This window comes from Hwanghaeella sp. (assembly GCF_965227365.1).
Taxonomy (GTDB): Bacteria; Pseudomonadota; Alphaproteobacteria; order UBA8366; family Aestuariispiraceae; genus Hwanghaeella.
In genome coordinates this window covers 356867-382573 of record NZ_OZ245754.1, presented here as the reverse complement: position 1 = coordinate 382573, position 25707 = coordinate 356867, and the positions used below count along the sequence as shown (strand labels likewise).

Annotated in this window: 21 protein-coding genes; 18 read left to right on the top strand and 3 right to left on the bottom strand. The window is 59.1% G+C overall.

Annotation, left to right across the window (positions count from 1 at the left end; genetic code table 11):
* The first annotated feature begins 247 nt into the window (after nucleotides 1-247).
* From ACQK2G_RS01625 to ACQK2G_RS01580, 10 genes are all read left to right on the top strand, one after another.
* The gene (locus ACQK2G_RS01625) at nucleotides 248-1576 is read left to right on the top strand and encodes an NAD(P)/FAD-dependent oxidoreductase (protein ID WP_425403268.1); all 1329 of its coding nucleotides are present in this window, start codon (nucleotides 248-250) and stop codon (nucleotides 1574-1576) included.
* Nucleotides 1577-1589: 13 nt separating this feature from the next.
* Entirely contained in the window at nucleotides 1590-2570 is a 981-nt protein-coding gene (locus tag ACQK2G_RS01620; RefSeq protein WP_425403267.1) for a hypothetical protein, read from the top strand.
* A gap of 60 nt (nucleotides 2571-2630) precedes the next feature.
* A complete protein-coding gene (locus ACQK2G_RS01615) occupies nucleotides 2631-3296 on the top strand; it encodes an orotate phosphoribosyltransferase (RefSeq protein ID WP_425403266.1) in 666 nt (221 codons plus the stop codon).
* Nucleotides 3297-3412: 116 nt separating this feature from the next.
* Nucleotides 3413-5089, top strand: a complete 1677-nt coding sequence (locus tag ACQK2G_RS01610; RefSeq protein WP_425403265.1) for a peptide ABC transporter substrate-binding protein — start codon at nucleotides 3413-3415, stop codon at nucleotides 5087-5089.
* A 46-nt stretch (nucleotides 5090-5135) separates the two neighbouring features.
* Nucleotides 5136-6098, top strand: coding sequence for an ABC transporter permease (locus ACQK2G_RS01605; RefSeq protein WP_425403264.1), 963 nt, complete (start codon nucleotides 5136-5138; stop codon nucleotides 6096-6098).
* A gap of 3 nt (nucleotides 6099-6101) precedes the next feature.
* The gene (locus ACQK2G_RS01600; protein WP_425403263.1) at nucleotides 6102-7052 is read left to right on the top strand and encodes an ABC transporter permease; all 951 of its coding nucleotides are present in this window, start codon (nucleotides 6102-6104) and stop codon (nucleotides 7050-7052) included.
* Between the two features lie 260 nt (nucleotides 7053-7312).
* Nucleotides 7313-7897 carry a hypothetical protein gene (locus tag ACQK2G_RS01595; RefSeq protein WP_425403262.1) on the top strand — a complete coding sequence of 195 codons (585 nt, stop codon included), beginning with the start codon at nucleotides 7313-7315 and terminating at the stop codon, nucleotides 7895-7897.
* A 265-nt stretch (nucleotides 7898-8162) separates the two neighbouring features.
* Nucleotides 8163-10874: a type I secretion system permease/ATPase gene (locus ACQK2G_RS01590; protein WP_425403261.1), complete on the top strand. Its 2712-nt coding sequence runs from the start codon at nucleotides 8163-8165 to the stop codon at nucleotides 10872-10874.
* A gap of 25 nt (nucleotides 10875-10899) precedes the next feature.
* Nucleotides 10900-12219, top strand: a complete 1320-nt coding sequence (locus tag ACQK2G_RS01585; protein ID WP_425403260.1) for an HlyD family type I secretion periplasmic adaptor subunit — start codon at nucleotides 10900-10902, stop codon at nucleotides 12217-12219.
* 57 nt (nucleotides 12220-12276) lie between these two features.
* Nucleotides 12277-13479: an amidase gene (locus tag ACQK2G_RS01580; protein WP_425403259.1), complete on the top strand. Its 1203-nt coding sequence runs from the start codon at nucleotides 12277-12279 to the stop codon at nucleotides 13477-13479.
* An 18-nt stretch (nucleotides 13480-13497) separates the two neighbouring features.
* Here the strand turns inward: ACQK2G_RS01580 and ACQK2G_RS01575 are convergent, their stop codons facing one another.
* Nucleotides 13498-14016, bottom strand: coding sequence for an adenine phosphoribosyltransferase (locus ACQK2G_RS01575; RefSeq protein WP_425403258.1), 519 nt, complete (start codon nucleotides 14014-14016; stop codon nucleotides 13498-13500).
* Nucleotides 14017-14188: 172 nt separating this feature from the next.
* On the opposite strand from ACQK2G_RS01575, the gene ACQK2G_RS01570 reads away from it, so the two are divergent.
* From ACQK2G_RS01570 to ACQK2G_RS01535, 8 genes are all read left to right on the top strand, one after another.
* Nucleotides 14189-15358, top strand: coding sequence for an ABC transporter permease (locus ACQK2G_RS01570; protein ID WP_425403257.1), 1170 nt, complete (start codon nucleotides 14189-14191; stop codon nucleotides 15356-15358).
* A gap of 8 nt (nucleotides 15359-15366) precedes the next feature.
* The gene (locus ACQK2G_RS01565; RefSeq protein WP_425403256.1) at nucleotides 15367-16194 is read left to right on the top strand and encodes an ABC transporter ATP-binding protein; all 828 of its coding nucleotides are present in this window, start codon (nucleotides 15367-15369) and stop codon (nucleotides 16192-16194) included.
* A gap of 61 nt (nucleotides 16195-16255) precedes the next feature.
* The gene (locus tag ACQK2G_RS01560) at nucleotides 16256-17389 is read left to right on the top strand and encodes an MlaD family protein (RefSeq protein ID WP_425403255.1); all 1134 of its coding nucleotides are present in this window, start codon (nucleotides 16256-16258) and stop codon (nucleotides 17387-17389) included.
* Between the two features lie 40 nt (nucleotides 17390-17429).
* The gene (locus ACQK2G_RS01555; RefSeq protein WP_425403254.1) at nucleotides 17430-18098 is read left to right on the top strand and encodes an ABC-type transport auxiliary lipoprotein family protein; all 669 of its coding nucleotides are present in this window, start codon (nucleotides 17430-17432) and stop codon (nucleotides 18096-18098) included.
* Nucleotides 18099-18139: 41 nt separating this feature from the next.
* Nucleotides 18140-19480: an aspartate aminotransferase family protein gene (locus ACQK2G_RS01550; RefSeq protein ID WP_425403253.1), complete on the top strand. Its 1341-nt coding sequence runs from the start codon at nucleotides 18140-18142 to the stop codon at nucleotides 19478-19480.
* A gap of 524 nt (nucleotides 19481-20004) precedes the next feature.
* Nucleotides 20005-20982: a TAXI family TRAP transporter solute-binding subunit gene (locus ACQK2G_RS01545; RefSeq protein WP_425403252.1), complete on the top strand. Its 978-nt coding sequence runs from the start codon at nucleotides 20005-20007 to the stop codon at nucleotides 20980-20982.
* Nucleotides 20983-21122: 140 nt separating this feature from the next.
* Nucleotides 21123-23738: a TRAP transporter permease gene (locus tag ACQK2G_RS01540; protein ID WP_425403251.1), complete on the top strand. Its 2616-nt coding sequence runs from the start codon at nucleotides 21123-21125 to the stop codon at nucleotides 23736-23738.
* A gap of 22 nt (nucleotides 23739-23760) precedes the next feature.
* Nucleotides 23761-24189, top strand: coding sequence for a universal stress protein (locus ACQK2G_RS01535; RefSeq protein WP_425403250.1), 429 nt, complete (start codon nucleotides 23761-23763; stop codon nucleotides 24187-24189).
* A 26-nt stretch (nucleotides 24190-24215) separates the two neighbouring features.
* Here the strand turns inward: ACQK2G_RS01535 and ACQK2G_RS01530 are convergent, their stop codons facing one another.
* A complete protein-coding gene (locus ACQK2G_RS01530) occupies nucleotides 24216-24848 on the bottom strand; it encodes a hypothetical protein (protein ID WP_425403249.1) in 633 nt (210 codons plus the stop codon).
* A 462-nt stretch (nucleotides 24849-25310) separates the two neighbouring features.
* Nucleotides 25311-25682 carry a DUF423 domain-containing protein gene (locus ACQK2G_RS01525; protein WP_425403248.1) on the bottom strand — a complete coding sequence of 124 codons (372 nt, stop codon included), beginning with the start codon at nucleotides 25680-25682 and terminating at the stop codon, nucleotides 25311-25313.
* Between the last annotated feature and the right edge of the window lie 25 nt (nucleotides 25683-25707).

Genomic DNA, 25707 nt, shown 5'->3' with positions numbered 1-25707 from the left:
CCAAATCCCTAAAGCGGGATCCGACATAATAGTCGTAACAACTACTATCTTGCCTACAGTTTATTTCGCAGCGCAACATGAAAATGAAAATAATTGTGCGTCGCGATATTCGACGAAAATGAGCCCCCCGTGACACTGTGATTGCCGAAGCGCTCAGCCGTCGTTGCAAGTTCGGCTGTCACTTGTCACAAATCAGACTGCGGAGATTTTGCGCCGCACCCCAATCCATTTCTGCCGAAGGTAAATCATGTCTCCGCCCGTAGACCCCATAACACCCACCGACAAACTTCCCGCCAAAGCCGATATCGTTATTGTCGGCGGCGGCATAGCAGGCGTTTCGACCGCCTATTTCCTGGCCAAGAAAGGATTGTCCGTCGCGCTTTGCGAAAAAGGACGGATCGGCGCGGAACAGTCGAGCCGCAACTGGGGCTATTGCCGGCAGCAGGGCCGCGATCCCGGAGAGATTCCACTGATCATCGAAAGCCTGAAAATCTGGCGCGGGATCAACGAAGAAATTCAGGACGAAACGGGATTCCGCCAAGCGGGGGTCGCTTATCTGGCAGCCACCAAGGAAGACCTCGAGCGCTACGAAGAATGGGTCGGTTACGCGCAACAATACCAGTTGGATACCAAACTGTTGACCGGCGAGGAGTTCGAAAAAATTGTACCAGGCGGAGCTCGGAAGTGGCTTGGCGCGCTTTACACCGCAAGTGATGGCAGGGCGGAACCGTCGAAGGCGGCACCCGCGATTGCGCGGGCCGTGCAGCGACTGGGCGGTGCGGTGCTGACAGATTGCGCCATCCGCGGCTTCGAAACCAAGGGCGGCCGGATTTCAACGGTCTTCACCGAACGCGGAAAAATCGAGACCGACGCACTGGTCGTCGCCGGCGGAGCCTGGTCACGCCTGTTTTTGCGCCGCCACGGCATCGATTTTCCGCAACAGACCGTGATTTCCAGTGTCATGCGCACGGCACCGCTGGACGCCGGCATAGAAACCTCCGTTTCCGGCCCCAATTTCGCGATCCGCAAACGGCTGGACGGCGGGTATACGATCGCCCATGGCGGGGCGTCCTATTATCACCTGACACCGGATAGCTTCCGTTTGATGAAATCCTTCTGGGCGGCATTCCAGATGGAGCGCAAGTCGCTGCGAATCCGGCTGTCCCCGCGTTTTTTGGAAGCGATGCGCCAGGACCGAAAATGGAGTATGGATGAAGTCTCGCCCTTCGAGGAAAAACGCATCTGGGACCCGGAGCCGAGCCAGGACGTTCTGGGGGCGGCAAAACGGAATCTGACCGCTGCCTATCCCGCCTTTGCCAATGCCACGATCGAAGAGGGCTGGGCCGGCGCCATCGACGTTACGCCTGACGCCGTACCGGCGATTTCTCAGATCGATCAAACACCCGGCCTGTTCATCGCAAGCGGCTTCAGCGGCCATGGATTCGGCATCGGCCCGGGGGCTGGTCGTCTGATGGCCGATCTGGTCAGCGGTGCGCACCCCATTGTCGATCCGACTCCATTTCGATTCAGCCGCTTCCATGACGGCAGCAAGATCACTCCCTTCACCGAAACCTGACCCCGGAAACAACGTGCCCAACAAAGCTGATAGCCAGGCCAAACCTGGTCTCGAAAATTTCTCCGTCACAGTCTTTCCAGCGGTTCTGGGGATCGTCGGCCTGGGCCTCGCCTGGCGCGATGCGGGCGCCGGGTTCGGCATCCCGGGATGGATCGGCGAAATCATTGCCGGGTTCGGCGCGGGTTTCTTTGCAGCGGTCCTTGCCCTTTATGGCCTGAAAATTTTTCGTTTTCCCAATGCGGCCGTGAAAGAAGCGACGTCTGTGCCAACCGCGAGTCTGGTCGCCGCTATCCCGATGAACTTCATGCTGGTCGCCGGTGTCATCGCCCCTTACGTCGCCACCCTCGGCGAAATGCTCTGGTGGATCGGCGTGATCGGACAATTGGCGGTCACAATCCATGTCGTCGGTTATGTCTGGTTGAACAAGGGCCTCGGCGTGCAGTCCATCACGCCGGTCTGGCTGTTGCCGACGGTCGGTATCATCCTGGCGCCGATCTCGGGATCCGCTTTCGACTATCCCTTCATCAGTTGGCTGCTGTTCGGTATCGCCGTTTTCTTTTGGGTCGCGCTGACACCATTGCTGCTTTATCGGCTTGTCTTCGCCGAAGGATTGGCACCCCCGCAGCGGCCCGCCCTGGTCATCATCCTGACACCGCCTTCCTTGTGCGTTGCAGCCTATGTGCATCTGCAAGGCGGATATATGGACCCGTTCGCACATATGCTGTTCGGCGTGGCCTGCATGATGGCGCTTCTCCTGCTGACTAAATTGAAGGAATTCATGGCGCTTCCCTTCTCGATGGCGTGGTGGGCCTTCACCTTCCCGCTGGACGCTTTCGCAAGGGCCACGATGCTGTACAACGACCATCTTGAGGAAGCTGCGAGCGCGGTCCTAGCACTCTTGGCCTTAGGGGTTGCAACCCTTGTCGTTTCTCTGGTCTTTTGGCGCACCGTGCGGTTCATGTTCCAGGGTGGTTTGTTCAGGCCGCCGGGCTGATCCGCCAAACAGGACCAGTTATCAATACCCTCCGAACCCTTCGACGACGGGACAACGACGATGAGCCTCACACCCGCGCAAATCACGGCGCGCATCCTGATCGAAACCGAATCCATTCTGTTCCGCCCGAACGATCCGTTCATCTTCACGAGCGGCAGGGCCAGCCCGGTCTACACGGATTGCCGGCGCCTGATCGGATTTCCGCGGGCCCGCCGCCGCCTGATGAAGATGGGCGCCGCCCAGATCGAGGAAGCCATAGGGTTTGAAAGCCTCGATGTCGTCGCCGGCGGGGAGACAGCGGGGATCCCCTTTGCCGCCTGGATCGCAGACGAACTGATGCTGCCCATGTGCTACATCCGCAAAAAGCCGAAAGGCTTCGGACGCAACGCGCGGATCGAGGGCGACATCAAGGAGGGCCAAAAAGTCATCCTGGTTGAGGATCTTGCTACGGACGGCGGCTCCAAATTGTCCTTCGTGGAAGGTATTCGCGACGCGGGGGCGGAATGCGCCCATTGCTTTGTCGTCTTCCATTACGGCATTTTCCCGCAATCTGTCGCAGCCCTGAAGGAAAAGGGCGTCACCTTGCACGCGCTCTGCACCTGGTGGGATGTGCTGGACTATGTCGAGGAAGCCGAACTTTTCCCCACCGAGCAGATTGCCGAGATCAAGGCCTTCCTTAACGATCCGGTTGCCTGGTCCAAGGCCCATGGCGGCAAGGAGGACTGACGCGCACATGAAGCCGCTACTGGCCAGCCCCCGATGGCGTGTTACTGTTCCCTGAAACGGAATCCGACGTGAAACGTCGAACGGTACAGGGCAAAGAACCAAGGGGCTTCATGGGCGTGTCGACTTCTTTTGTTTTGCGGCTGGCGACGGCCATCCTAATCGCGGCCGCTTGCTGCCTGCCCGCACGGGCCCAGGCAGCCGACCGGGAACGCTTGGTGATCGGCATAAGCCAATTTCCAAGCACCCTGCACCCCAGTTTCGATTCCATGCAGGCCAAGGAATACATCAATGCCATGGCCCGGCGGAAGATCACCATCTTCGATCACGACTGGAACGTGGTTTGCCTGTTGTGTACCGGTCTGCCCGATCTGGACAAGGGAAGCGCGCGGTTTGAAAAGACGCCGGACGGCGGCGACGGCATGGCACTGGACTATCAGCTCGACGACCGCGCCGTCTGGGGGGATGGCACACCGATCACCACAAAGGACGTTCTCTTCACCTGGGAGGTCGGACGCCACCCCGAAGCCGGGACTGACAGTTCGGAACTGTACCGGCGGATCCTGTCGATCGATGTCCATGACGACCGTCGCTTCACCCTGCATATGGACCGACGCAGCTGTGACTACAAAGGGCTGGCGGAATTCAATCTGCTGCCCGCGCATCTGGAAAGCGCGGTGTTTGAACCCGCCGCCGACTATCGTAAGAGAACTCTTTACGACCGTGACCCTTCCAACCCCGGCCTATGGTACGGCCCCTATCGCGTAACGGAAGTAAACCCCGGAGCAAGCATTGTTCTGGAACCCAACCCACTTTGGTGGGGGAAGAAACCCTATTTCAAACAGATCGTGGTCCGCACCATAGAAAACACCGCCGCCCTGGTTGCCAACCTGCTGGCCGGCGATATTGACATGATCGAGGGAGAACCGGGCCTTTCCATCGATCAGGCACTCTCCTTCGAGCGTCGGCACGGCGACGATTATCAAGTGATCTACAAGCCCGGTCTGATCTACGAGCATTTGGACGTCGCGCTTAGCAATCCTATCCTTTCGGACGTACGCGTACGGCGCGCCCTACTACACGGGATTGACCGTCAGGCGATCAGCGAGCGGCTTTTCGACGGCAAACAGCCGGTTGCCAATGGTCAAACCAACCCGCTGGATTCGGTCTATTTCGATGGTGCGCCGAAATACGCGTACGACCCAGACAAAGCCGCGGCTTTGCTGGATGAAGCCGGATGGAAGCCAGGCGCGGAAGGCATTCGCCGTAACGCCGAGGGTACGCCACTGCAATTCGACCTTATGACGACGGCCGGCAACAAGAGCCGCGAACTCGTTCAGCAGGTGCTGCAAAGCCAATGGAAGGCATTGGGGGTCGACGCGACCATCCGGAACGAGCCCGCCCGGGTATTCTTCGGCGAAACTGTCTCGAAACGTCAATTCACCGGCCTTGCCATGTTCGCCTGGATTTCCTCACCGCAGAGTATCCCGCGCACCAGTCTCCATTCCACGATGATACCGACTGAGGAGAACGCCTGGGCCGGGCAGAATTACACTGGCTACGCCTCGGAGAAGATGGACAAGATACTCGACGATCTGGAACTGGTCTGCGATGCGGACGCAAACCGCAAGTTATGGGAGGATATGCAGACCCTCTACGCTCAGGATCTGCCGGCCCTTCCGCTCTACTTCCGCGCAAGTTCCTATATTCTGCCGAAATGGCTGAAAGGCGTCCGACCGACGGGCCATCAATACACCAGCACGAACTGGATCGAGGAATGGACCGCAGCGGAATGACAGCGCCGCGTTCTGCCGAAGCGTTGCCGGGATCGGGAGAATTCGTGTGATCCGCTTTCTGTCCGCCCGATTGCTGCAAAGCCTGATCGTATTGATCGTGATGTCGTTTCTGATCTATGCGCTGATCGGATTGATGCCCGGCGACCCAATCGACCTGATGCTGTCCGCCAATCCCGATTTCACATCCGAGGATGCCGCCCGTTTAAAGGCGCTGTACGGCCTCGATCAACCGTTATTGACGCGCTACGGAAACTGGTTGATTGCCGCGCTGGGCGGCGACTTCGGCTACTCACGGCTTTACAGCCAACCCGTCCTGGACGTGGTCGGACCGCGCCTTGCCAACACCGCCTTGCTTGTAGGGATTAGCCTGGCACTCTCCCTGTTGCTCGCCATCCCGTTGGGAATCGCCGCGGCCGTGCGTCCTTACTCGCCGATCGACTATCTGGTGAACCTTTCCTGCTTCGCCGGGATCAGCGCGCCGCCGTTCTGGCTAGCGCTGATGGCGATCATGCTGTTTTCCGTGACACTCGGCTGGTTTCCCGCGGGCGGACAAGCCCCGCCCGGCGCATCGCCCTGGGAAACCCTGCAGCATGCGGTCCTGCCTATCGGCGTCCTGACGCTCGCCTCTGTTGGCGGATTCACGCGTTTCATGCGGGCTTCGATGGTGCAGACCCTGCGCCAGGATTTCATCCGCACCGCATCCGCCAAGGGCCTGTCACGGACACGGGTGGTTTATGGTCACGCCTTGCGCAATGCCTTGCTGCCGATGGTGACCATCGTTGCGTTGAGTTTCGGCACGCTCTTCTCAGGCGCCTTGATTACGGAAACCATGTTCGCGTGGTTGGGGATGGGAAAGACCATCTACGACGCAATCCTCGGCAATGACTTCAATCTGGCTCTTGTAGGGCTCTTGATGGCGACCGGTATGACCCTTCTTGGCAATGTCTTGGCCGACCTCTCCTACGTCGCACTCGACCCGCGCCTCGATTTTCGCGCCGAGGGTACCTGACGCATGGCCGGAACAAGGGGAGAGCTAAGCCTCGAGCGGGCGCGTTCACCAAGCGCGCAATCCCCGTTCCGCCGTCGAGCCGCCCGATTTTTTCAGCATCGACTGGCAGTGGCGAGCGGCCTCGTTCTTCTTGCTTTGTGCGTGGCTGCGGCTTGCGGGCCATGGGTGGCGGAAATGCTGGGAACCGACGGGGTGACCGCTGATTTATTCAATCGATTGGCACCGGCTTCGGAAAATCATCCACTGGGAACCGACGAAGCGGGCCGGGACGTTCTGGTGCGGCTGTTATACGGCGGCCGGATATCCTTGGCTGTGGCTCTGATCACGGCCGTGATCACCGCCGTGATCGGCGCGGCGATCGGCCTTGTGGCCGGCTATTTCGGCGGCCCGCTGGATTCTCTGCTAATGCGTGTGACCGACGGCGTCATCGCCTTGCCGCTGCTCCCTTTGCTGATCGTGCTGGCTGCGGTGGATCTGACAAAGCTCGGCCTTTCGGCGGAGGCAGCATCCGGCGACAATGTCAGTCTTTACCGGATCGTTATCATTATCGCATTGGTCGGCTGGACAACAGTCGCCCGGCTGGTTCGGGCAGAGGCACTCAGCCTCCGCCGCCGCGATTTCGTGAGGGCGGCGGTCGCCCAAGGCGCGGGACCTATCCGCATTCTATTCGTTCATATCCTGCCGAACTGTGCCTCACCGCTGGTAGTCGCCACCACCCTGTCCGTCGGCAACATCATACTATTCGAATCCGTCCTCAGTTTCCTTGGCCTCGGCATCCAACCGCCGACGCCGAGTTGGGGAAACATGCTGACCAATGCCCAGGACATCATTTGGGACAATCCGTTGCTGGCGGTATGGCCCGGAACGATGATCTTTGCGACGGTGATCGCATTCAATTTTCTGGGTGACGGATTGCAGGACGCTTTGGACCCCAAGGCACTGGGTGACCGATAAGCTGGACGATCGATAAATCGGCGGGGCACGAACGCGAAAATTCCTTAGAGTTTTAGTTAACTTTCAAACGGTTAAACCGCTGTCTTCTTGCATTTTCTCTATACAAGCACTAGATTATCTACAGTAGCATGGTGTGTTTACCGTCACTGCCGCCATGCAGATTACCGTTTAGAGTACGGTACTTAGTTCGGAAAAATCCTTAGTTTCAAACGGTTAACGACCCTGTCGTTTTTGGGGTCACGGCCTGAGAAGATTTGGAAATGGCTGACCTTGGAGGCATCGCAGGACTGTTGAACGCTGTTGTTCAGCGTAGCGTTGAAGTACAGCAAAACACGGTCAACGACGATGCAGAGGATAACCAGACGTCGACGGAACCGGCGGGCAACACCGAGTCCGCAGGCGCCGGCACGACCACCGCCTCCGCAACGATCGGTGAAGGCTTGGCGTTTCAGCCGATTACCTCCACCGGGACGGACCAAACTGCGAATAGCGAGTTCACCGGAACCGCCGGTCGTGTGATCGAGGATCAGGTCTCGATCAGTGCGGAAGCCCGCACAGCCTTTGAAGAGGCGCAGGCGGGCAGGTCGGATGCCAGAACACCCGCAGAAGCCATCCAGGAAGAAGCGACGAACCCGGCGCAGAACTTGGCATTCCGCAGCGATTCCGCCGAGAATGCGGCAACGATCGAAGGGTCTGAGGAAATTGCCGCTGCCGCTGACCGCGGCCAGACAAATCAGGCGGAAACCAATGAAAGCGACACCGGCATCGTCGTTGGAAATACCGACGTGACAGCCTTCTCAGCCCAGAATCGTGAATTAGGGCAGTTGGTCGATCAATTCGCTTAATCGCGGCCCCATCACCACCGCTTCCAGCCCCCACATGTCGTGTGACCGCCTTTTAGCATGCGGACCAGATGCATTGGTGAATATTTCGGACACCGGAATATTTGCGGTCTTTTATTTTGAGTGAATACTCGCCGCACAGGAAAACAGCAAAACAAAGCCATGAACAACAAACACACCAAACAATAATAACTGGACAGTTTATCCAAAGGAAATTTAAGGATACACTGCATTTTCTTTCCAAGGATATGATACGTAGAGCCGCCGAATGGCCACAAATGACGACGTGACAGCCAACCGGCATGGCAACGGCGAAGCCGCCGAACCGGATCTTTCCGAGCGTGGTGCGCCCAACACCGGGCTGACGCGCCTTTTCGGGGCGAAAAAAGGCGCCGCGAAAAAAGCCGACGTCCAGGACACCGACACAGATCCCACGGCAAGCCCCGCACAAGCGGCCGCTCCCGACGACGGTGTCGCCGGCGATACGGAAGAGGTCCTGCCGGAATTGGGCGGCGTCATGTTGGAAAAGTCCGACGGGTCGGAAAACCACTTCTCCGAAAAGCAGGCGGTCTCTGAAGAGGATGAAACCGAAGGGGTCCATCTCCGCAATAACCTGCTCGGCGCCCCGGCCGGCATGAGCGACGTGACGGACAAGGCGGCCGGAAAGGGCAAACGGGACCTGCTCTCGGTTCCACCGCAAAAAACGCCCGCGAATGAACCAGCCCCGGCACGCAGCCTGGAACCGCCCCCGGACATCGATGATCAGGAAAGGCGGAGCGGGCAGGAACGCCGCCACGAGGAACGTCCCGGTGCGGACCGCAGGGCTGTCGCCGAGTCCTGGGCGGTGCGGCCGTCCCGTCAAAACAACGACGACCCGTTGCTCGGCTGCCTGACCATTCTTTGCACCTTGCTGGACCGGCCGATTTCATCGGACGCCCTGACGGCGGGCCTACCGCTGGATGACGGACATCTCACCCCCGATCTATTCCGTCGGGCAGCAGAACGCGCCGGCATATCTTCCCGCCTGGTCAAACGGAAGTTGGAAGACATTTCCCATATGTCCCTGCCCTGTGTCGTGCTGTTGGAAGGGAAGCGGGCGGCCGTCATTATTGAACTGAAGGGGCGGGAAAAAGCCACCGTCGTCCTGCCGGAGATGGGGGCCGGCGCGCGGGAAATCCCATTCGCCGAACTGCAGCAGGAATACGCCGGTTATACGATCTTCGCCCGTCCGGAGTTCCAGTTCGACACGCGGGCGGTCGACCTGCACGTCAAGAATCCGAAGGGCTGGTTCTGGGGGACGATCATGTCTTCCTGGACGCTTTATGTCGAAGTCATGATCGCCGCGCTGTTGATCAACCTCTTCGCCATTGCCAGCCCGCTTTTCACGATGAACGTCTATGACCGCGTCGTGCCCAATTTCGCCGAGGAAACCCTGTGGGTGCTCGCCGTCGGCGTGACCACCGTCTTCGTCTTTGATTTCATCCTGAAGCTGTTGCGTGCCTATCTTGTCGACAGTGCGGGCAAGGCCGCCGATACGAAGATCGCCGCGCGACTCTTCCAGCAGATGATGGGAATGAAAATGGCGCATCGACCGCCTTCCGCAGGCGCTCTCGCCAATCAGATGCGGGAATTCGAGTCGATCCGTGAGTTCTTCACCTCATCCACACTCGTCGCGCTGATCGACCTGCCCTTCATCTTCATGTTTGTCGCCATCATCTATGTGATCGGCGGCCCGGTAGCGATCGTGCCGGCCGTGATGGTCGCAATCGTGATTCCGATCGGCATGCTGATGCAGATCCCCATGAAACGGATCGTGCAGGAAACGTTCCGGGAGGCGCAGCAGAAACACGCCATCCTGATCGAGGCGATTTCCGGGATCGAAACCATCAAGTCCACCGCCTCCGAAGGCCGAATGCAGCGCAGTTGGGAACTGTTCGTGAACCGGACCGCGCGATCTGCCATGCGGGCCGCCCGTTGGTCGCAGATCGCCATGAACTTTTCCGGCTTCGCGATGCAGATGGTAACCGTCCTGGTCATCATCGTCGGCGTTTACCTGATCCAGGAAGGCGAGATGACGGTGGGGGCGCTTGTCGCCTGCACGATCCTGTCGGGGCGTGCCCTGGCCCCCCTGGGCCAGATCGCCGCCATCGCCACGCGGTTTCATCAGGCCCGCAATTCCTTGAGCGCGCTGGACAATATGATGCAGACCCCGGTCGAGCGACCGGAAGGGCGTAGCTTCGTAAACCGGCAGAAATTCAGCGGCCAGATCGAATTCAAGGATGTCGGTTTTTCCTATCCGGACGCGAAGACCAGCGCACTGCAGAAGATATCGTTCAAAATCGAGGCAGGCGAAAAGGTCGGCATCATCGGCCGGATCGGCTCAGGCAAGAGCACAATCGAGCGGTTGATCATGGGCCTGTATGACCCGACCGAAGGATCGGTCCTGGTCGACGGCACCGATACCCGCCAGATCGACCCCGCCGACCTGCGCCGCAGCATTGGCGTCGTCCCGCAGGATACCTATCTGTTCTTCGGCTCCGTTAAGGAAAACATCGCGCTGGGCGCGCCGTTTGCCGACGATGAAATGATCCTTCGGGCAGCCAGGATTTCCGGCGTCGACGAATTCACCAGCCGACATCCCTTGGGCCTGGACATGCCCGTCGGGGAGCGAGGACAGTCCCTGTCAGGCGGACAACGCCAGGCCATATCGATCGCCCGCGCCCTTTTGCTGGACCCGCCGATCCTGATGCTGGACGAACCGACCAGTTCGATGGACAACACGACGGAAGGCCGCTTCAAACAGCGGATGCAGTCGATGATGCCCGGCAAGACATTGATTTTGGTGACGCACCGCGGATCTCTTTTGACGCTTGTCGACAGACTTCTGGTGATGGATGGCGGCTTGCTCGTAGCGGATGGGCCGAAGGACCAGGTCATGGAAGCGCTGGCCAGCGGTCGCATCCAGACCGCGAAGACTTGACGGCATCCAGGATAGGACCGAGACGATGGCTGGACTTGGCGGTAGTTGGGACGACGACATCTTCGAAGATGAAGGGCGCAAGGGTGTGAAAAGCGCCAGCCGCGTTGCCCATATCATGCTGTTCACCATTGTGCTGTTTTTCGTCGCCTTCATCACCTGGGCCTATAACGCGACACTGGACGAAGTGACCCGGGGCGAAGGACGCATCATCCCCTCCAGCCAGACTCAGATCGTCCAGCATCTGGAAGGCGGCATCGTTTCGGAAATCCTCGTTCGCGAAGGCCAGATTGTGCTGCAAGGCGACCCGTTGATGCGAATCGAAAACCGCGTCGCCGAGGCCGACCTGGCCGAAAAGCGGAAGCAATATGTGAACTTGTTGGCGACCGCGGCGCGGCTGGAAGCGGAGGCGGCCGGCGCGGAAAGCATCGAATTTCCGCCGGATGTAATGACCCGCGCCCCAGAACTGGCCACTGCGGAACAACGGCTGTTCGAGCGCCGTACCGACCAGTTGGAGCAGCAGGTTCAGATCCTGCAGGAACAGACCGCTCAGAAACGCCAGGAACTTCAGGAAATCAGCAGCCGGCGTCGCCAGGCGGAAAATCAGCTCGCCCTCGCCGACGAAGAGTACAAATTGCTGAAGCCGCTGGTCGATCAGGGTGTTTCCGCAAAAATCGATCTGATCCGCCTGCAACAGAAGATGGAGGACCTTAGGTCCGAAGTTCAGACAGCCAAACTGGCCGTCCCCCGGCTGCAGTCGGCCTTGAACGAGGCACGCCGGCGCATCGAGGAAAAGAACTCCTCCTTCCGCACCGAGGCGCAGCAGGAATTGAACAATACCCGGGTCGAGGCATCCCGTCTCTACGAAGAGATTTCCGCCGGCATCGACCGGGCGACCCGGACGGAGGTCCGCTCCCCCGTAAAAGGAACCGTAAACAAATTGCTGATCAACACGATTGGCGGTGTCGTGCGTCCCGGCGACGACCTTGTTGAGATCGTCCCGCTTGAAGACGCCCTGCTGGTTGAGGCACGGATCAAACCGTCGGATCGCGCGCAGCTCTTTCCCGGCCTCAAGGCGGTCGTGAAACTGACCGCCTATGATTTCTCCATCTGGGGCGGGTTGGATGCCGAGTTGATTGATATCAGCGCGGACACCATCACCGACGAACAGGGCGAGACCTTCTACCGTATCCGACTGCGGACCGATGAAACGAGCCTGGCGCCCGACAAGCCCATCACCACGGGAATGACAGCGTCGGTCGACATCCTGACCGGGGAAAAGACCGTTCTCCAGTATCTGCTGAAGCCGATCCTGAAAGCACAACAGAACGCCTTGCGCGAACGTTGAGCCCGGCTCAATCTTTCCTCACGACCAATTTTATTCGTTTAACGGGGGCGAACCAAAATGGCGGACCGACTGGGCGCATTCGTGGACCATTGCGACATTCGCATCGAAGGCAGGGCATCGGGGCCGCTTGCCGGAACCGAATTCGCCGTCAAGGATCTGTACCATGTTGTCGGCACGAAGGCTGGATGCGGCAATCCGGATTGGCTGGCATCCCATGACGTGGACGACGAATCGGCGCCCGTCATCGGGAAACTGCTCGCTGCGGGCGCAACCCTGGTGGGCAAGACGCACACGGACGAGATTGCCTATTCCATGAATGGTGAGAACCATTTCTACGGCACGCCCGAAAACGTCAACGCGCCAGGCCGTATCCCGGGCGGATCCAGCAGCGGATCGGCAGCCGCGGTCGCCGGGGATTTATGCGACTTCTCACTCGGGACCGATACGGGCGGATCGGTTCGAGTCCCCGCGAGCTATTGCGGGATCTATGGAATTCGCCCGACACATGACCGAATTCCTTTGCAAGGCCTGATGGCGCTTGCATCCAGTTTCGATACGATCGGCTGGTTCTCCCGCGACCCGGCGCAAATGAAGGTAATCGGGAAAACCCTGTTCGACGATTGGGCCGAGCCGCCGGCTCTGCAGCAAACGCTGGTACCGGTCGATGTATGGGAACTGGCCGACCCGGAGATCCGGGACGCATTGCGCCCGATTGCGGAACGCATGCGCATGTTTGCCCCAATCGTCCACGAGATCACCTTGGTTCCCGACGGTATTGAGACGTGGTTTCCTCATTTCCGTGTCATCCAGGGCTGGGAAATCTGGCGGCAACACAAGGAATGGGTGGAAAATGTGAACCCGACCTTCGGTCCGGGCATTGCGGAGCGCATGCAATGGGTCCGCACGATAACCGATGCCGAAAAAGCCGAAGCCGATCAGGGACGGAGCAACATCATAGAACGGTTAAGTACGATCCTGCAGCCCGGCACCCTCATGGCCCTGCCGACCGCTCCGGGCATTGCGCCTCTGCGCGGCCAACCGGCGGAGAATTTGGAATCGTTCCGGTATCGGTGTCTGCAGATGACCGGCATCGCCAGCCTCGGCAAGGTGCCGCAGATCAACATCCCAGTCGGCCAGGTTGACGGCTGCCCGGTCGGCCTGTCGCTGATCGCAGGCCCCGGCGGCGACGAATTGCTGTTGGAACTGGCCGGTAAAATAGCAGGCGTTTCAGTGAAGGGTTTGGCCCCTTTGCTACACTGAGGGGTCCAAATTCAGGGATTAAGCGCCCGAATATTGCAGCAAGCTGGTAAACGGGATGTTGATCTTGTCCCGGCCTTTCAGGTCGGTGAGTTCAATTATGCAAACCGCCCCGCGGACATCCCCGCCCATTTTTTTGCATAGGTCGGCCGAGGCCGTCAGCGTGCCGCCGGTTGCCAACAGGTCATCCAGGATGACGATGCGCTGCCCCGGTTCGATGGCGTCCTTTTGGATTTCGATCGTGTCGGTTCCGTATTCCAGGCCATATTCGTAGCGAACGACCTCGCCCGGCAATTTTCCCTTTTTACGAACCATGACGAAGCCGAGGCCAAGCTCCAGGGCCAGGGGCGCCGCCGTCAGAAATCCCCGGGATTCAATACCGACCAGTACGTCCGGCTGCATATCGTCGACCGCGTCGGCCAAGCGGCGAACGCATGCGCGCCAAGCCCTGGGATGCGCCAGAAGGGTCGAAATATCGTAGAATTCTATCCCCGGCTTCGGGAAATCCGGAATTGTACGAATGTGTTCTTTTAAATCCATGGTATTCCAGGCCCCACCGATGCTGGCATAGTCTCTAAATGACGGGCTATCCTAATCACAGCCGCCGTGACGAGCAACGCGACTTGAGATATGGATTCGGGGTGACGGAAAAGGCGAATGTTTCTCTGCTGGTTCGGGGTAGCGGAGACAAGAACAATCGCGGGGGATTTTGGTGAGCGAAACGCAGCGCACAGGCACGGACGGCCACCGTGACAGGGCCGGTTCGATCGAGATTCAGGATCGGGGCGGCAACCCTGCCCTGACTCTGTCGGGCGTCTGGTCCGTTCCCACCGCCGCGACTTTGAGCCGGCAGATCGCCGCATTACCCCTGCCGACCCACGGACAGACGACAATCGACCTTGGGCAGGTGGCCGTAATGGACACCTCCGGTGCCTGGCTGATCCATGGATTGATGGTCGATCTCAAGAAAAAGGGTGCAGTTCCGGTTCTGGAGAACCTTAAGGAACAGCACGCGCCTCTGATGCATCTGGTGGAAGGCGCGGTCGCCGAACCCGATGACACTATTCACTCGAAACCGACAAGCCTCCTGCGTCTGTTGGAAATTACCGGCGAAGCTACGATAGCGGCGCTTTCCAAAGGGCGGGAGCTGACGAACTTCGTCGGCATGGTCACGATTTCCTTTTTTCGCGCGTTGAGAAATCCGGCTCGACTGAGACCGATCTCCTTCGTCAATCAGTTGGAATTGACCGGACTTCGTGCGATCCCGATCATCGGTCTGCTGTCCTTCCTGATCGGCGTAACCCTCGCCTATCTGATGGCCGATCAGTTCCGTGCCTATGGCTTGGACGTCTTCACCGTGAACGTGCTCGGCATCTTCGTCCTGCGTGAGGCAGGCGTCCTGATTACCGCCATCGTGATCGCCGGCCGATCTGGATCCGCCTTTACCGCGGAAATCGGGACGATGAAGGTGAACGAGGAACTCGACGCCTTGCGTACCCTGGGGCTGGACCCTGTCGAGGTCCTGGTATTACCACGCGTCCTCGCCCTGGTCGTCACCCTGCCCTTCCTGGCCTTCTGGGCGGATATAATGGGATTGCTCGGCGGCGGCATGATGACGATGCTGGTGCTGGATATGACGCCCCTTCAATTCGTGCAGCAATTGAAGGAAGCGGTGAACCTTAAGACCTTTATGGTCGGCATGGTGAAGGCGCCGGTTCACGCCTATATCATCGCGGTGGTCGGCTGTTTCGAAGGCTTTAAGGTACAGCGCAGCGCCGAAAGCGTCGGCAAGCAGACAACGACCTCGGTGGTCGAATCCATATTCCTGGTGATCGTGGCAACGGCGGGCTTCGCGGTCATGTTCTCCGTGCTGGGCATCTAGGGGAAACGATGACCGATACGACAGCCATCGCAGCGCCGCGAAACGCCTCAAACAGCTTGAACGAGTCCGTCATCCGAATTCGTGGGCTGCGCACCCAGTTCGGCAATCAGGTGATTCACGACAACCTGGACCTGGACGTCGCCAAAGGCGAGGTACTCGGCGTTGTCGGCGGGTCGGGAACGGGAAAGTCGGTTCTATTGCGCACGATCGTCGGCCTGCAGCGACCGGCAGCAGGCAACATAGAACTACTGGGCGAGGACGTCCTGGCCTTGAGCGACGATGCGAAGGAAGCCTTGCGAACAAGGACTGGGGTCCTGTTTCAGGACGGCGCGCTGTTCTCGTCTCTGACCGTCGCGGAAAACATCCAGGTGCCGATGCGTGAACATACGGACCTGACGCAGCGTCTGATGGACGAGCTCGCCGAGTTGAAGATCGCCATGGTGGGCCTGCCGCCCGATGCGGCCGGCAAGTATCCGAGTGAACTTTCCGGCGGCATGCGCAAACGCGCCGGACTTGCGCGTGCACTGTCGCTGGACCCCGAGATCGTCTTTCTGGATGAACCGACCGCCGGCCTGGACCCGATCGGCGCGGCCGCTTTCGATCAATTGATCCTATCGCTTCAAAAAAGTCTGGGATTGACGGTTTTCATGGTGACCCACGACCTGGACAGCCTGGCGGCCATCTGTGACCGGATTGCCGCGCTTATAGACAAGAAGGTGCGGGTTGCTACGATGGCGGAACATATGCGCGACGATGACCCTTGGCTGCACGAGTATTTCCATGGGCCGAGGGCACGCGCCGCGCTGGATGCGAAAGCATCCCGCGTGTCCGCTTGAGGGGAGGCGGACCATGGTCGTTAGGGATATGCCGCAATTGTGCTGGGGAGTGACAGGATAGATGGAGACCCGGGCGAGTTATACCATCGTCGGCGCATTCGTGCTGGCCTTCATCATCGGCATCGTCATGGCGGTGGTGTGGCTGGCCGATATTGAATTCGACACGGAAAACCAGCGCTACCACATTTATTTCGACGGTACGGTGACCGGCCTGAAGACCGGGAACCCGGTCCGCTACCGAGGCATACCGGTCGGCATCGTGACACAGATGGAGATCAATCCCGACAATGTGGAGCAGGTCCGCGTCACGATCGAGGTGAATTCCGATACGCCGATCAAGGAAGACGCGTCGGCCAGCCTGGAATTCCAGGGACTGACCGGTGTGGCGTTCGTTCAACTGGCCGGCGGCACGAACGACGCCCCGTCCTTGCGAGCGAAACCGGGCGAGCGATACCCGGTAATTCCGTCTACCCCCTCCCAGATCGAGGAGCTTTTCGAGAAAGCGCCGGAACTGCTGAACCGTTTCATCGGGCTGGTCGACCGCGCGAACGAGATCCTGAGCACCGCGAACCAGCGCAACGTCACACAGATCCTGACCAATCTGACGCAATTCACCGGCGCATTGGCGGAAAGTTCCACCGATATCCAGCGGCTTGTACGGGAAGGCGGCGACACGCTGAGCCAAGTGAAGGCGACCGCAAAGGAAGCAGAAACACTGATCGGCGCTTTTGCCGAGAGGAGCGAATCCATCGCCGCCCTGGCGGAAAAGACCTTGGTTGACGTGGATGCGCTGGTCGTGGAATCCGAAGCCCTGGTGAACACCGGCATACCAGTCCTGCAACAGACCGGCAGGACGATGGAAAAGGCTGAGGGGCTCGTGAACGATCTGCGCCCTCATGTCGGTCCGCTGGCGAAATCCGCGACAATTTCCATGGGGGAATTCAACAAGATCGCCGAGGACCTTCGTTACGCCGCGCGAAATATCGGCAACGCCGCGAAAGAGGCGTCGGAATTGATCGACGAGAACGACGAATCGTTGAGCGAATTCGCGAATACGGGTTTGTACGAATTCACCCAGTTGATCGCGGAATCGAGGATCCTGATCCAGGTCCTGACGAGGATTTCAAACGAGTTGGAGCGCGATCCGGCGCGTTTCCTCTTCGGCGATCAATCGGAAGGGTTCCAGGCGAATTGATCCGGTCGTCGATGTGCGAATGGTTGGTGGGGAGAATGTAATGAGCAAGTCTGGCATACGCCAAACCGGCAGACGCCGTTTCGCACGGACGGCGGCACTTCTTTGCGCCGCCGCCGTCTTGCTGACGGGATGCGCCCTGAAACTGCCGGGATCCGGGACACCACCCCGTATCTTCGTTCTTTCCCCGAAAAGCACGTTCGACGAAGACCTGCCGGTTGTGAATTGGCAGTTGCTGATCGACTCACCCATCGCGGCGGCGGGCCTGAATTCGTCACGAATAGCACTTCGCCAAAGCCAGATTGAACTGCAGTATTTCGCGAATGCCGCCTGGACGGATGCCGCGCCTAAGATGGTGCAGCGGTTGCTGATCGAATCCTTCGAAAACTCGCAGAAAATCGTTTCGGTCGGTCGCCAGGCAGTCGGACTGCGGGCCGATTTCATTCTGGCGACGGAGCTGCGCGAGTTCCAGGCGGAATACGAAGGCAAAGCCGAAGGCACTCCGCCGGATGTCCGCACCAGGATCAACGCGAAGCTGGTGCAAATGCCGTCGCGAACGATTGTGGCTTCCGTGACATACGACTATTTGATTCCCGCCGAAGGGCCTGAGCTTGTATCGATCGTGAAGGCTTTCGATCTGGCTTTGGGCAAATCCTTGAAGCGCATTGTTTCCTGGGCCATCACCGAAGGTGAGAAACACCATCAGAATTAGCCGCGAGCCTGAAGCATAGCCCGCGTGAGGAGTAGACGGTCATGTCGCATGTTTTCCACAGGTCCTCGAAAGGCAGCCTTCCAATTGCGGCCAAGGGCGACGGTGTTTATGTCATCGACACGGAAGGCAAACGGTACCTGGACGCGTCCGGCGGCGCGGCGGTCTCCTGCTTGGGACACAGTCACCCGAAGGTCATTCAGGCGATCAAGGATCAAGTCGATCAACTGGCTTACGCCCATACGGGTTTCTTCACCAATTCCGCCCTTGAGGAACTCAGCGATCACCTGATCGCCCGGGCCCCCGGCGATCTGCAATACGTCTATATGGTTTCAGGCGGGTCCGAGGCGATGGAGGCAGCCTTGAAACTCGGCCGGCAATTCTTCATCGAAAAGGGCGAACCCGAACGCCGCCATTTCATCGCCCGGCGCCAAAGCTATCACGGTAATACGCTGGGCGCATTGGCCGTTGGCGGCAATATGTGGCGCAGGGAACAGTTCAGCCCGATCCTGATCGATTCCAACTATGTCCCCCCCTGCTACGCCTATCGGGATCAGCGGCCGGACGAGACGCCTGAAGACTATGGGCTTCGCATTGCCGACGAGTTGGATGAGCGCATCCGGCAATTGGGACCGGAGACGGTGATCGGTTTTGTCGCGGAAACCGTGGTCGGCGCAACGGCGGGGGCGCTGGCGCCGACCGCAGGTTATCTCAAGCGTATCCGTGAAATCTGCGACCGGCACGGCATCTTGTTGATCCTGGACGAAGTCATGTGCGGGATGGGCCGGACCGGCACGCTGTTCGCTTGCGAGCAGGATGGCGTTGCCCCGGATATTGCCGCTATAGCGAAAGGCCTGGGCGGCGGATACCAGCCGATCGGCGCCATGCTGTGTACCGGGAAGATCTACGATACGATCCGGGACGGATCCGGCTTCTTCCAACATGGGCACACCTATATGGGTCACCCTACGGCGTGTGCTGCGGCCCTGGCCGTTCAACAGGTCATCGAAGAGGAAGACCTGCTGACAAACGTTCGCGACAAGGGCGAAAAACTGTTCGATGCCTTGAAAGCGCGCTTTGGCAACCATCCCTTTGTCGGCGACATCCGGGGACGCGGTCTTTTCAGGGCGCTTGAAATCGTCGCCGACCGCGGCACGAAAGAACCGGTCGATGCATCGATACAGATCCACGCCAAGATCAAGAGAAACGCTATGGAACGCGGCCTGATGTGCTATCCTGGCGGCGGAACCATCGATGGCAAGCGCGGCAGTCACATCCTGCTCGCGCCGCCCTTTATCATCGATGACAGTCACATTGAAGAAATCGTCGGCAAATTGGGTGACGCGATGGATGCGTCCTTCGCGGAAGCCGGGCTGGTCGCTTAATATCGCAGAAGTCTGGATCGATACCGTTTCTCTTTTCAACCGATGAAGAAGCCGAACCGGTTCGGTAGACCAGACGACTGGCGATAACGGCTGCCGGGAACCCGGACGACCTGCTTCCCGGCATTGACTGCCCGCATATGAGCGGTTCATAGTTCGCCCCTACAATAATACGAACCGATGCATAATAATGTCGTCGGAACAGTGGAGTGGTTCTTTGGGAGTGAGCAATCCCAAGCAACTGTGGATTGATGCTTCGCGCATTGTCCGCGTCCAAGACACGGACTGCAGCCCCCCAACCGAACCCGGTCGGGGAGACTTTAAGGACGCCGCAACCTGTTTATCCGCCTTTCCCGGGCGGCTGACATGGCCATGCCGCGCCCACACCCATGAAGATTTCGCAGAACGGTTGGGCAAACCAGCCGTTCATCAGGGTTCAGCCGGCTTCCCGGCCGGCCGATCGGTCGTATAGGCAGACCTGCCTACATCGACCATCAGCATTTCTGAACGAGGAAGGGAGTACCAAAATGCTTAAGAAATTCGGAGCACTCGGAGCGGCGGCAGCCGTCGCACTGACGCTCGGCGCGGTTTCCAATTCGGAAGCTGCCGAACAGCAGTTCATTTCCATCGGCACCGGCGGCGTTACCGGCGTGTATTATCCGACCGGCGGCGCGATTTGCCGGTTGGTGAACCGTGGGCGCAAGGAACACGGCATCCGCTGCTCCGTCGAGTCGACCGGGGGATCGGTTTACAACATCAACACCATTCGCGCTGGTGAACTGGAATTCGGCGTAGCCCAATCCGATTGGCAGTTCCATGCCTATCATGGTTCCTCTAAATTCGAAGACCAGGGCCCGTTCAAGGAGCTCCGCGCGGTCTTCTCCGTCCATCCGGAGCCGATCAGCATCGTTGCCCGCAAGGACTCGGGCATCAAGAGCATCGACGATCTTGTCGGCAAGCGCGTCAACATCGGCAACCCCGGTTCCGGCACGGAAGCGACCTGGAACGTCATCTGGGGTGCGATGGGCAAAACCAATGACGATCTGGCCTTGGCTTCACAGTTGAAGTCGGCTGAAACGCCGGCCGCGCTCTGCGATAACAAGATCGACGCCTTCTTCTGGGCCGTCGGCAACCCGGCTGCTCTGAACACCGAGGCGGCGACCACCTGCGATGTCGTCTTCGCGTCGGTCGACAATGCGGCGACGAAGAAACTGATCGCCGACAATCCGTTCTATGCTCCGGCCACCATTCCGGGCGGCATGTATCGCGGCAACCCGGATGACATTCCGACCTTCGGTGTTGGCGCGACCTTCGTGACCTCCGCGAATGTCTCTGACGATGTCGTCTATGTTGTCGCAAAAGCCGTGATGGAAAACCTGGATGACTTCCGGAAACTGCATCCGGCATTCTCCCATCTGGACGCCAAGGCGATGGTCAAGAACGGCCTTTCCGCGCCTCTGCATCCGGGTGCCGAGAAGGCATACAAGGAACTCGGCTTGATGTAAGCCGCTCGCAAGGATTTACCGGGAGGGTTCAAGATCGGGCCCTCCCGGATTTCCTTCCGGACTTGTTTAGAATTCTCGATTTCATTTGTACCTTTTCAGAACGCACCAATTATCCGTGCCGAACGCTATAGGGGACCTTCATGAGTGACACCGGCCAAGCACCCGGCAAAGGTGCGAGCAATATCGATCTCGAAGATCTCGTCGCCTCGACAGACACGGGCGCTCGCGACCCACGAGGCGCTGTCGGCCTGATGCTCGCCGTCGTGGCGTTCTGCTGGTCGGTCTTCCATATCTATACCGCTTCCAGCGTCCCTTACTTTTTAAACGATCTTACCGGCATTAAATTCTTTACGGACGTTATTCCCTTTGCACGTCAGATTCATTTGGCCGTCGCCTTGTTCCTCGCCGCCATGGCCTATCCGCTTTTCGCATCTTCGTCGCGGCATACCGTGCCTTGGTACGACTGGATCCTGGCCATCGCGGGCGCATCGTGCTGCCTCTACATGTTCGTTTTCTATGAGGGGATATCCAACCGCGCCGGCCTTCCGACGACTACGGACCTCGTCGTTTCGACGGTCGGCATGGTGGTCATGATGATCGCCACTTATCGCGCACTCGGTTTCCCTCTGCTGATCGTGGCGAGCGTCTTCCTGACCTATGTCTTCTTTGGCGATCAACCCTTCATCCCGGAAGTCGTCCAATGGAAGGGTGCGTCCTACGGCAAGGCCCTGTGGCATTTCTGGATGCAAGAGGAAGGCGTGTTCGGAATTGCGCTGAACGTATCGGCCTCGCTCGTCTTCCTGTTTGTGTTGTTCGGATCCTTGCTGGACAAGGCAGGCGCCGGTAATTGGTTCATCAAGATCGCTTTTGCCCTGATGGGCCATTTGCGCGGTGGGCCGGCGAAAGCCGCCGTCGTTTCATCCGCCATGACCGGACTGATCTCAGGGTCCTCAATCGCCAATACGGTGACAACCGGAACCTTCACCATCCCGCTGATGAAGCGCGTCGGCTTCCGGCCGGAATCCGCTGGTGCGGTGGAGGTTGCCTCCTCCGTCAACGGCCAGATCATGCCGCCGGTGATGGGCGCGGCTGCCTTCCTGATGGTCGAATATGTCGGTGTGTCCTACTTGGACGTCGTCCGGCATGCCTTCCTGCCGGCTACGATCAGCTACATCGCATTGCTCTACATCGTTCACCTTGAAGCCTTGAAGGCGGGCATGCAGGGCCTGCCCCGGCCAGGGGTCGCCCAAACCGTGCTCCGCCGCCTTACCGGCGTGTTAGGCGGTTTCGTCGGGTTCGCGGCGCTTTGCGCGGTCATGTATTACGGCCTGGGCTGGACGAAGGACGTGTTTGGGGACGCCACGATTTATGCCGTCTCCGTTCTGTTCGTCATCGCATATGTAGGCCTGCTCTCCGTTGCGGCGAAGTATCCGGATCTGGAAATCGACGATCCGAATTCTGAAGTCACGGAACTGCCGGAAACGAAACCCACGGCCATGGCCGGACTGTACTATCTGATCCCGATCATCGTCCTGATCTGGTGCCTGATGGTCGAACACCTGTCGCCGGCCTTGTCCGCCTTTTGGGCAACGATGGGCATGATGTTCATCATGTTCACGCAGCATCCGCTGAAAGCGTTCTTCCGTCAGGAAGGCGCGTTGGGCGACGAGTTTCGGCGCGGTGTTCGCGACTTCGTGGACGGCATGATCGCCGGCGCACGTAACATGATCGGCATTGCCGTCGCCACGGGTGCGGCGGGCATCGTCGTCGGCACCATCTCTCTCACAGGGGCGCATCAGGTCGTTGGCGACTTCATTGAGTTCCTTTCCGGCGGCAGTTTGATCCTGATGCTGGTCCTGGTTGCGGTGTTCAGCCTGATACTGGGAATGGGATTGCCGACGACGGCGAACTACATCGTCGTCTCTTCCCTGATGGCCTTCGTGGTCGTCGATGTCGGTGCCCAGAACGGTTTGATCGTGCCGTTGATCGCGGTTCACCTCTTCGTCTTCTATTTCGGGATCATGGCCGACGTGACCCCGCCGGTCGGCTTGGCGTCCTTTGCGGCGGCCGCGATCTCGGGGGGTGATCCGATCAAGACCGGGATGACCGCTTTCTACTATTCCCTTCGCACCGTGGCGCTGCCCTTCCTCTTCATCTTCAACACGGATTTGCTGCTGATCGATGTCGGTATCATCGAAGCAATCTTCGTCTTTATTACGGCGACCGTGGCAATGATGATCTTTGCCGCCGCGACGCAGGGCTATTTCTTCGCGAAATGCAAAATCTGGGAAAGCGCGGTTCTGCTGGTCATTGCCTTTACTTTGTTCCGTCCCGGCTTCTGGCTGGATATGGTCGTCCCGCCATACGAAACCCTGGAGGCGGAGAAGGTCTACGAAGTTGCCGAGAGCGCCGAGGAAGGGGACACCATCCGCGTCGTCTTCGAGTATGAGAACTTCGATACCGGCGATATTGAAACGAAGACGGTGGAGCTTCCGATGGGGCCCCCGGCAAGCGGCGAGGAGCGGCTGCAGGAAGTCGGTCTGGAACTGCTCGCCGACGGCGATCGTTTGATCGTCGACAATGTCGGTTTCGGGTCCTGGGCTGAGGAACAGAAGATCGACTTCGACTGGGCGATCCTATCGGTTGCTCAGGAGACCGACCGCGTGGTCAAGGAAGTCTTCTATATTCCGGCCCTGCTCTTCCTGGCCTTGATCATCATGTTGCAGCGGCGTCGGACCGACGTGCCGGCCTTCTAGAACCGTCGATTGGGGAAACGATATGTACAAAGACATCCTGCTTGCAGTCGACTTGGTCCATGAATCGTCCTGGCGAAAGTCCTTGCCCGAAACGGTGCAAATTGCGCAAACGTCCGGATCACGGATTCATTTGCTGACCGTGGTGCCGGATTTCGGATCCTCTCTTGTCGGCTCGTTCTTTCCGAAAGAACATGCGGCGAAATTGATGGAGCAAGTGCGCCAGCAGTTGCACGCTTTTTCGGAGAAGCACATTCCGGAAGACGTGCCCGTGCAGCATATCGTCGGCCATGGGTCGGCCTATGATGAAATTCTGCACTATGCGAGAGAGACTAAATGCGACCTGATCGTCATCGGGTCGCACCGGCCGGAAATGCAGGACTATCTGCTCGGCCCCACCGCCGCAAAAGTGGTCCGTCACGCGAAGTGCTCGGTTCTCGTTGTTCGGGAATGACGCCTCACCGGCGCGGGCCTAGAGCCTCAGCCATCCGTTATCGGGGCATTTGGATCCAATATGGGGGCGTTCGGGTCCAGCGGCGCATTCGGATCGAAGACAGGTGCATTCGGGTCCAAGAAGCGCACCTCTCCACTGGGCGCATCATCCCCCGCTGCCTCATCCGTGGTTTCCGGTGATACAAGCCCGCCGGAACTGCCATAGGTATCCAAGGAAGGGAAAGCCGGGCCGTCGCCTGCCGCAAAAGGCGCGATACCGTCATTCAGCAGGGTGGCGTATAGCAGGTCCGACTGCGAGTGCGTGCATCCCACGCAGATTGAAACGCTTTCTTCATTGGCGCCACGCGTCGCCGCTTCCACCCTTCCGTCCGTCCCCACGATCGTGTAGCGCCAGTTTCCTTGCAGGGCGAAGAAGCCCGGCTCCATCTTCTCCACGAAGATCAACGGGCCCCCTTCGACCGTGCCGTCCTCCGTTATCGTGAAGGTCGAAACCGCCAATGTCGAGCCGACCGCAAATCCCCGATCGAAGTGATTGACCGGCAGATCATGTCCCAATGTCCGGCCATTGGCATACACGACCCCGTACCGGCCGCCGATCGCATCACTGGAAAATGGCGTTCCGGTAATGCGAGTCCAGGTATTGAAATCACGGACAAGCACATGTCCGCTCGCCCTGTAGACAGAGGCCATCTGCCCCTGGATGCATGAATAGGCTGCCCGCAAATCACTTGGGCTCCATTTTTGACCTTCGGCTCCGGTTGAAACGGAGCGAATAACGCAGGCACCGGGTTCTGTGATCTGGGAATCCACAAGGTCGGTCTGAGCAAATTCACTTGAAGAGGCGGACGGCACGATCCCGACAGAAGCAGACTGCCCGTCGGATAGACCGGCGATGTTCTTGCGCCATCCGTCATCCGCAAGATAGGCGCCGTCAGCACACCCAGCCAACAAGGCAACCGCCGATGCAGCGGCAAATTTTCGCCAATGACCAACCCCGATACGGAAACGCAATTCGCAACCACCCATCCATGCAGCCTTTCAGCCCGGTTCGCGGACGTCCCGCGCCTTTAAATCAACGATGAGTCTACGACGCTTCGGTTTGGGCTTCAACGACAGGTGGGTTCAGCGTTGTCCGGTATATCGCCACCCGGCCCAGGCCAACACGATCCAACCGGTAATCAGCGCCAAGCCGCCAATCGGCGTCACCGCGCCGAGCCACCGCATACCCGTGAATGCCATGACGTATAGACTGCCGCTGAAAACGAGTATCCCCAGGGCCAGAAGCACCGCGGAGAGGCGGAATGCTTTTCTGCGCGCACCAAACAGACCAATCCCCGCCAGTATCGTGCTGTGCCACAATTGGTACTCAGCCCCCGTGCGCACCCATTCCAAAGCGTCCGGATCCAACCGGGACGACAGGCCGTGCGCCGCAGCAGCACCCATGCCAACACCGACGGCGCCACTCAAACCGGCCAGGAATACGGCCCACCTCATCCGTCCCCTCACTCTTCAACGATTT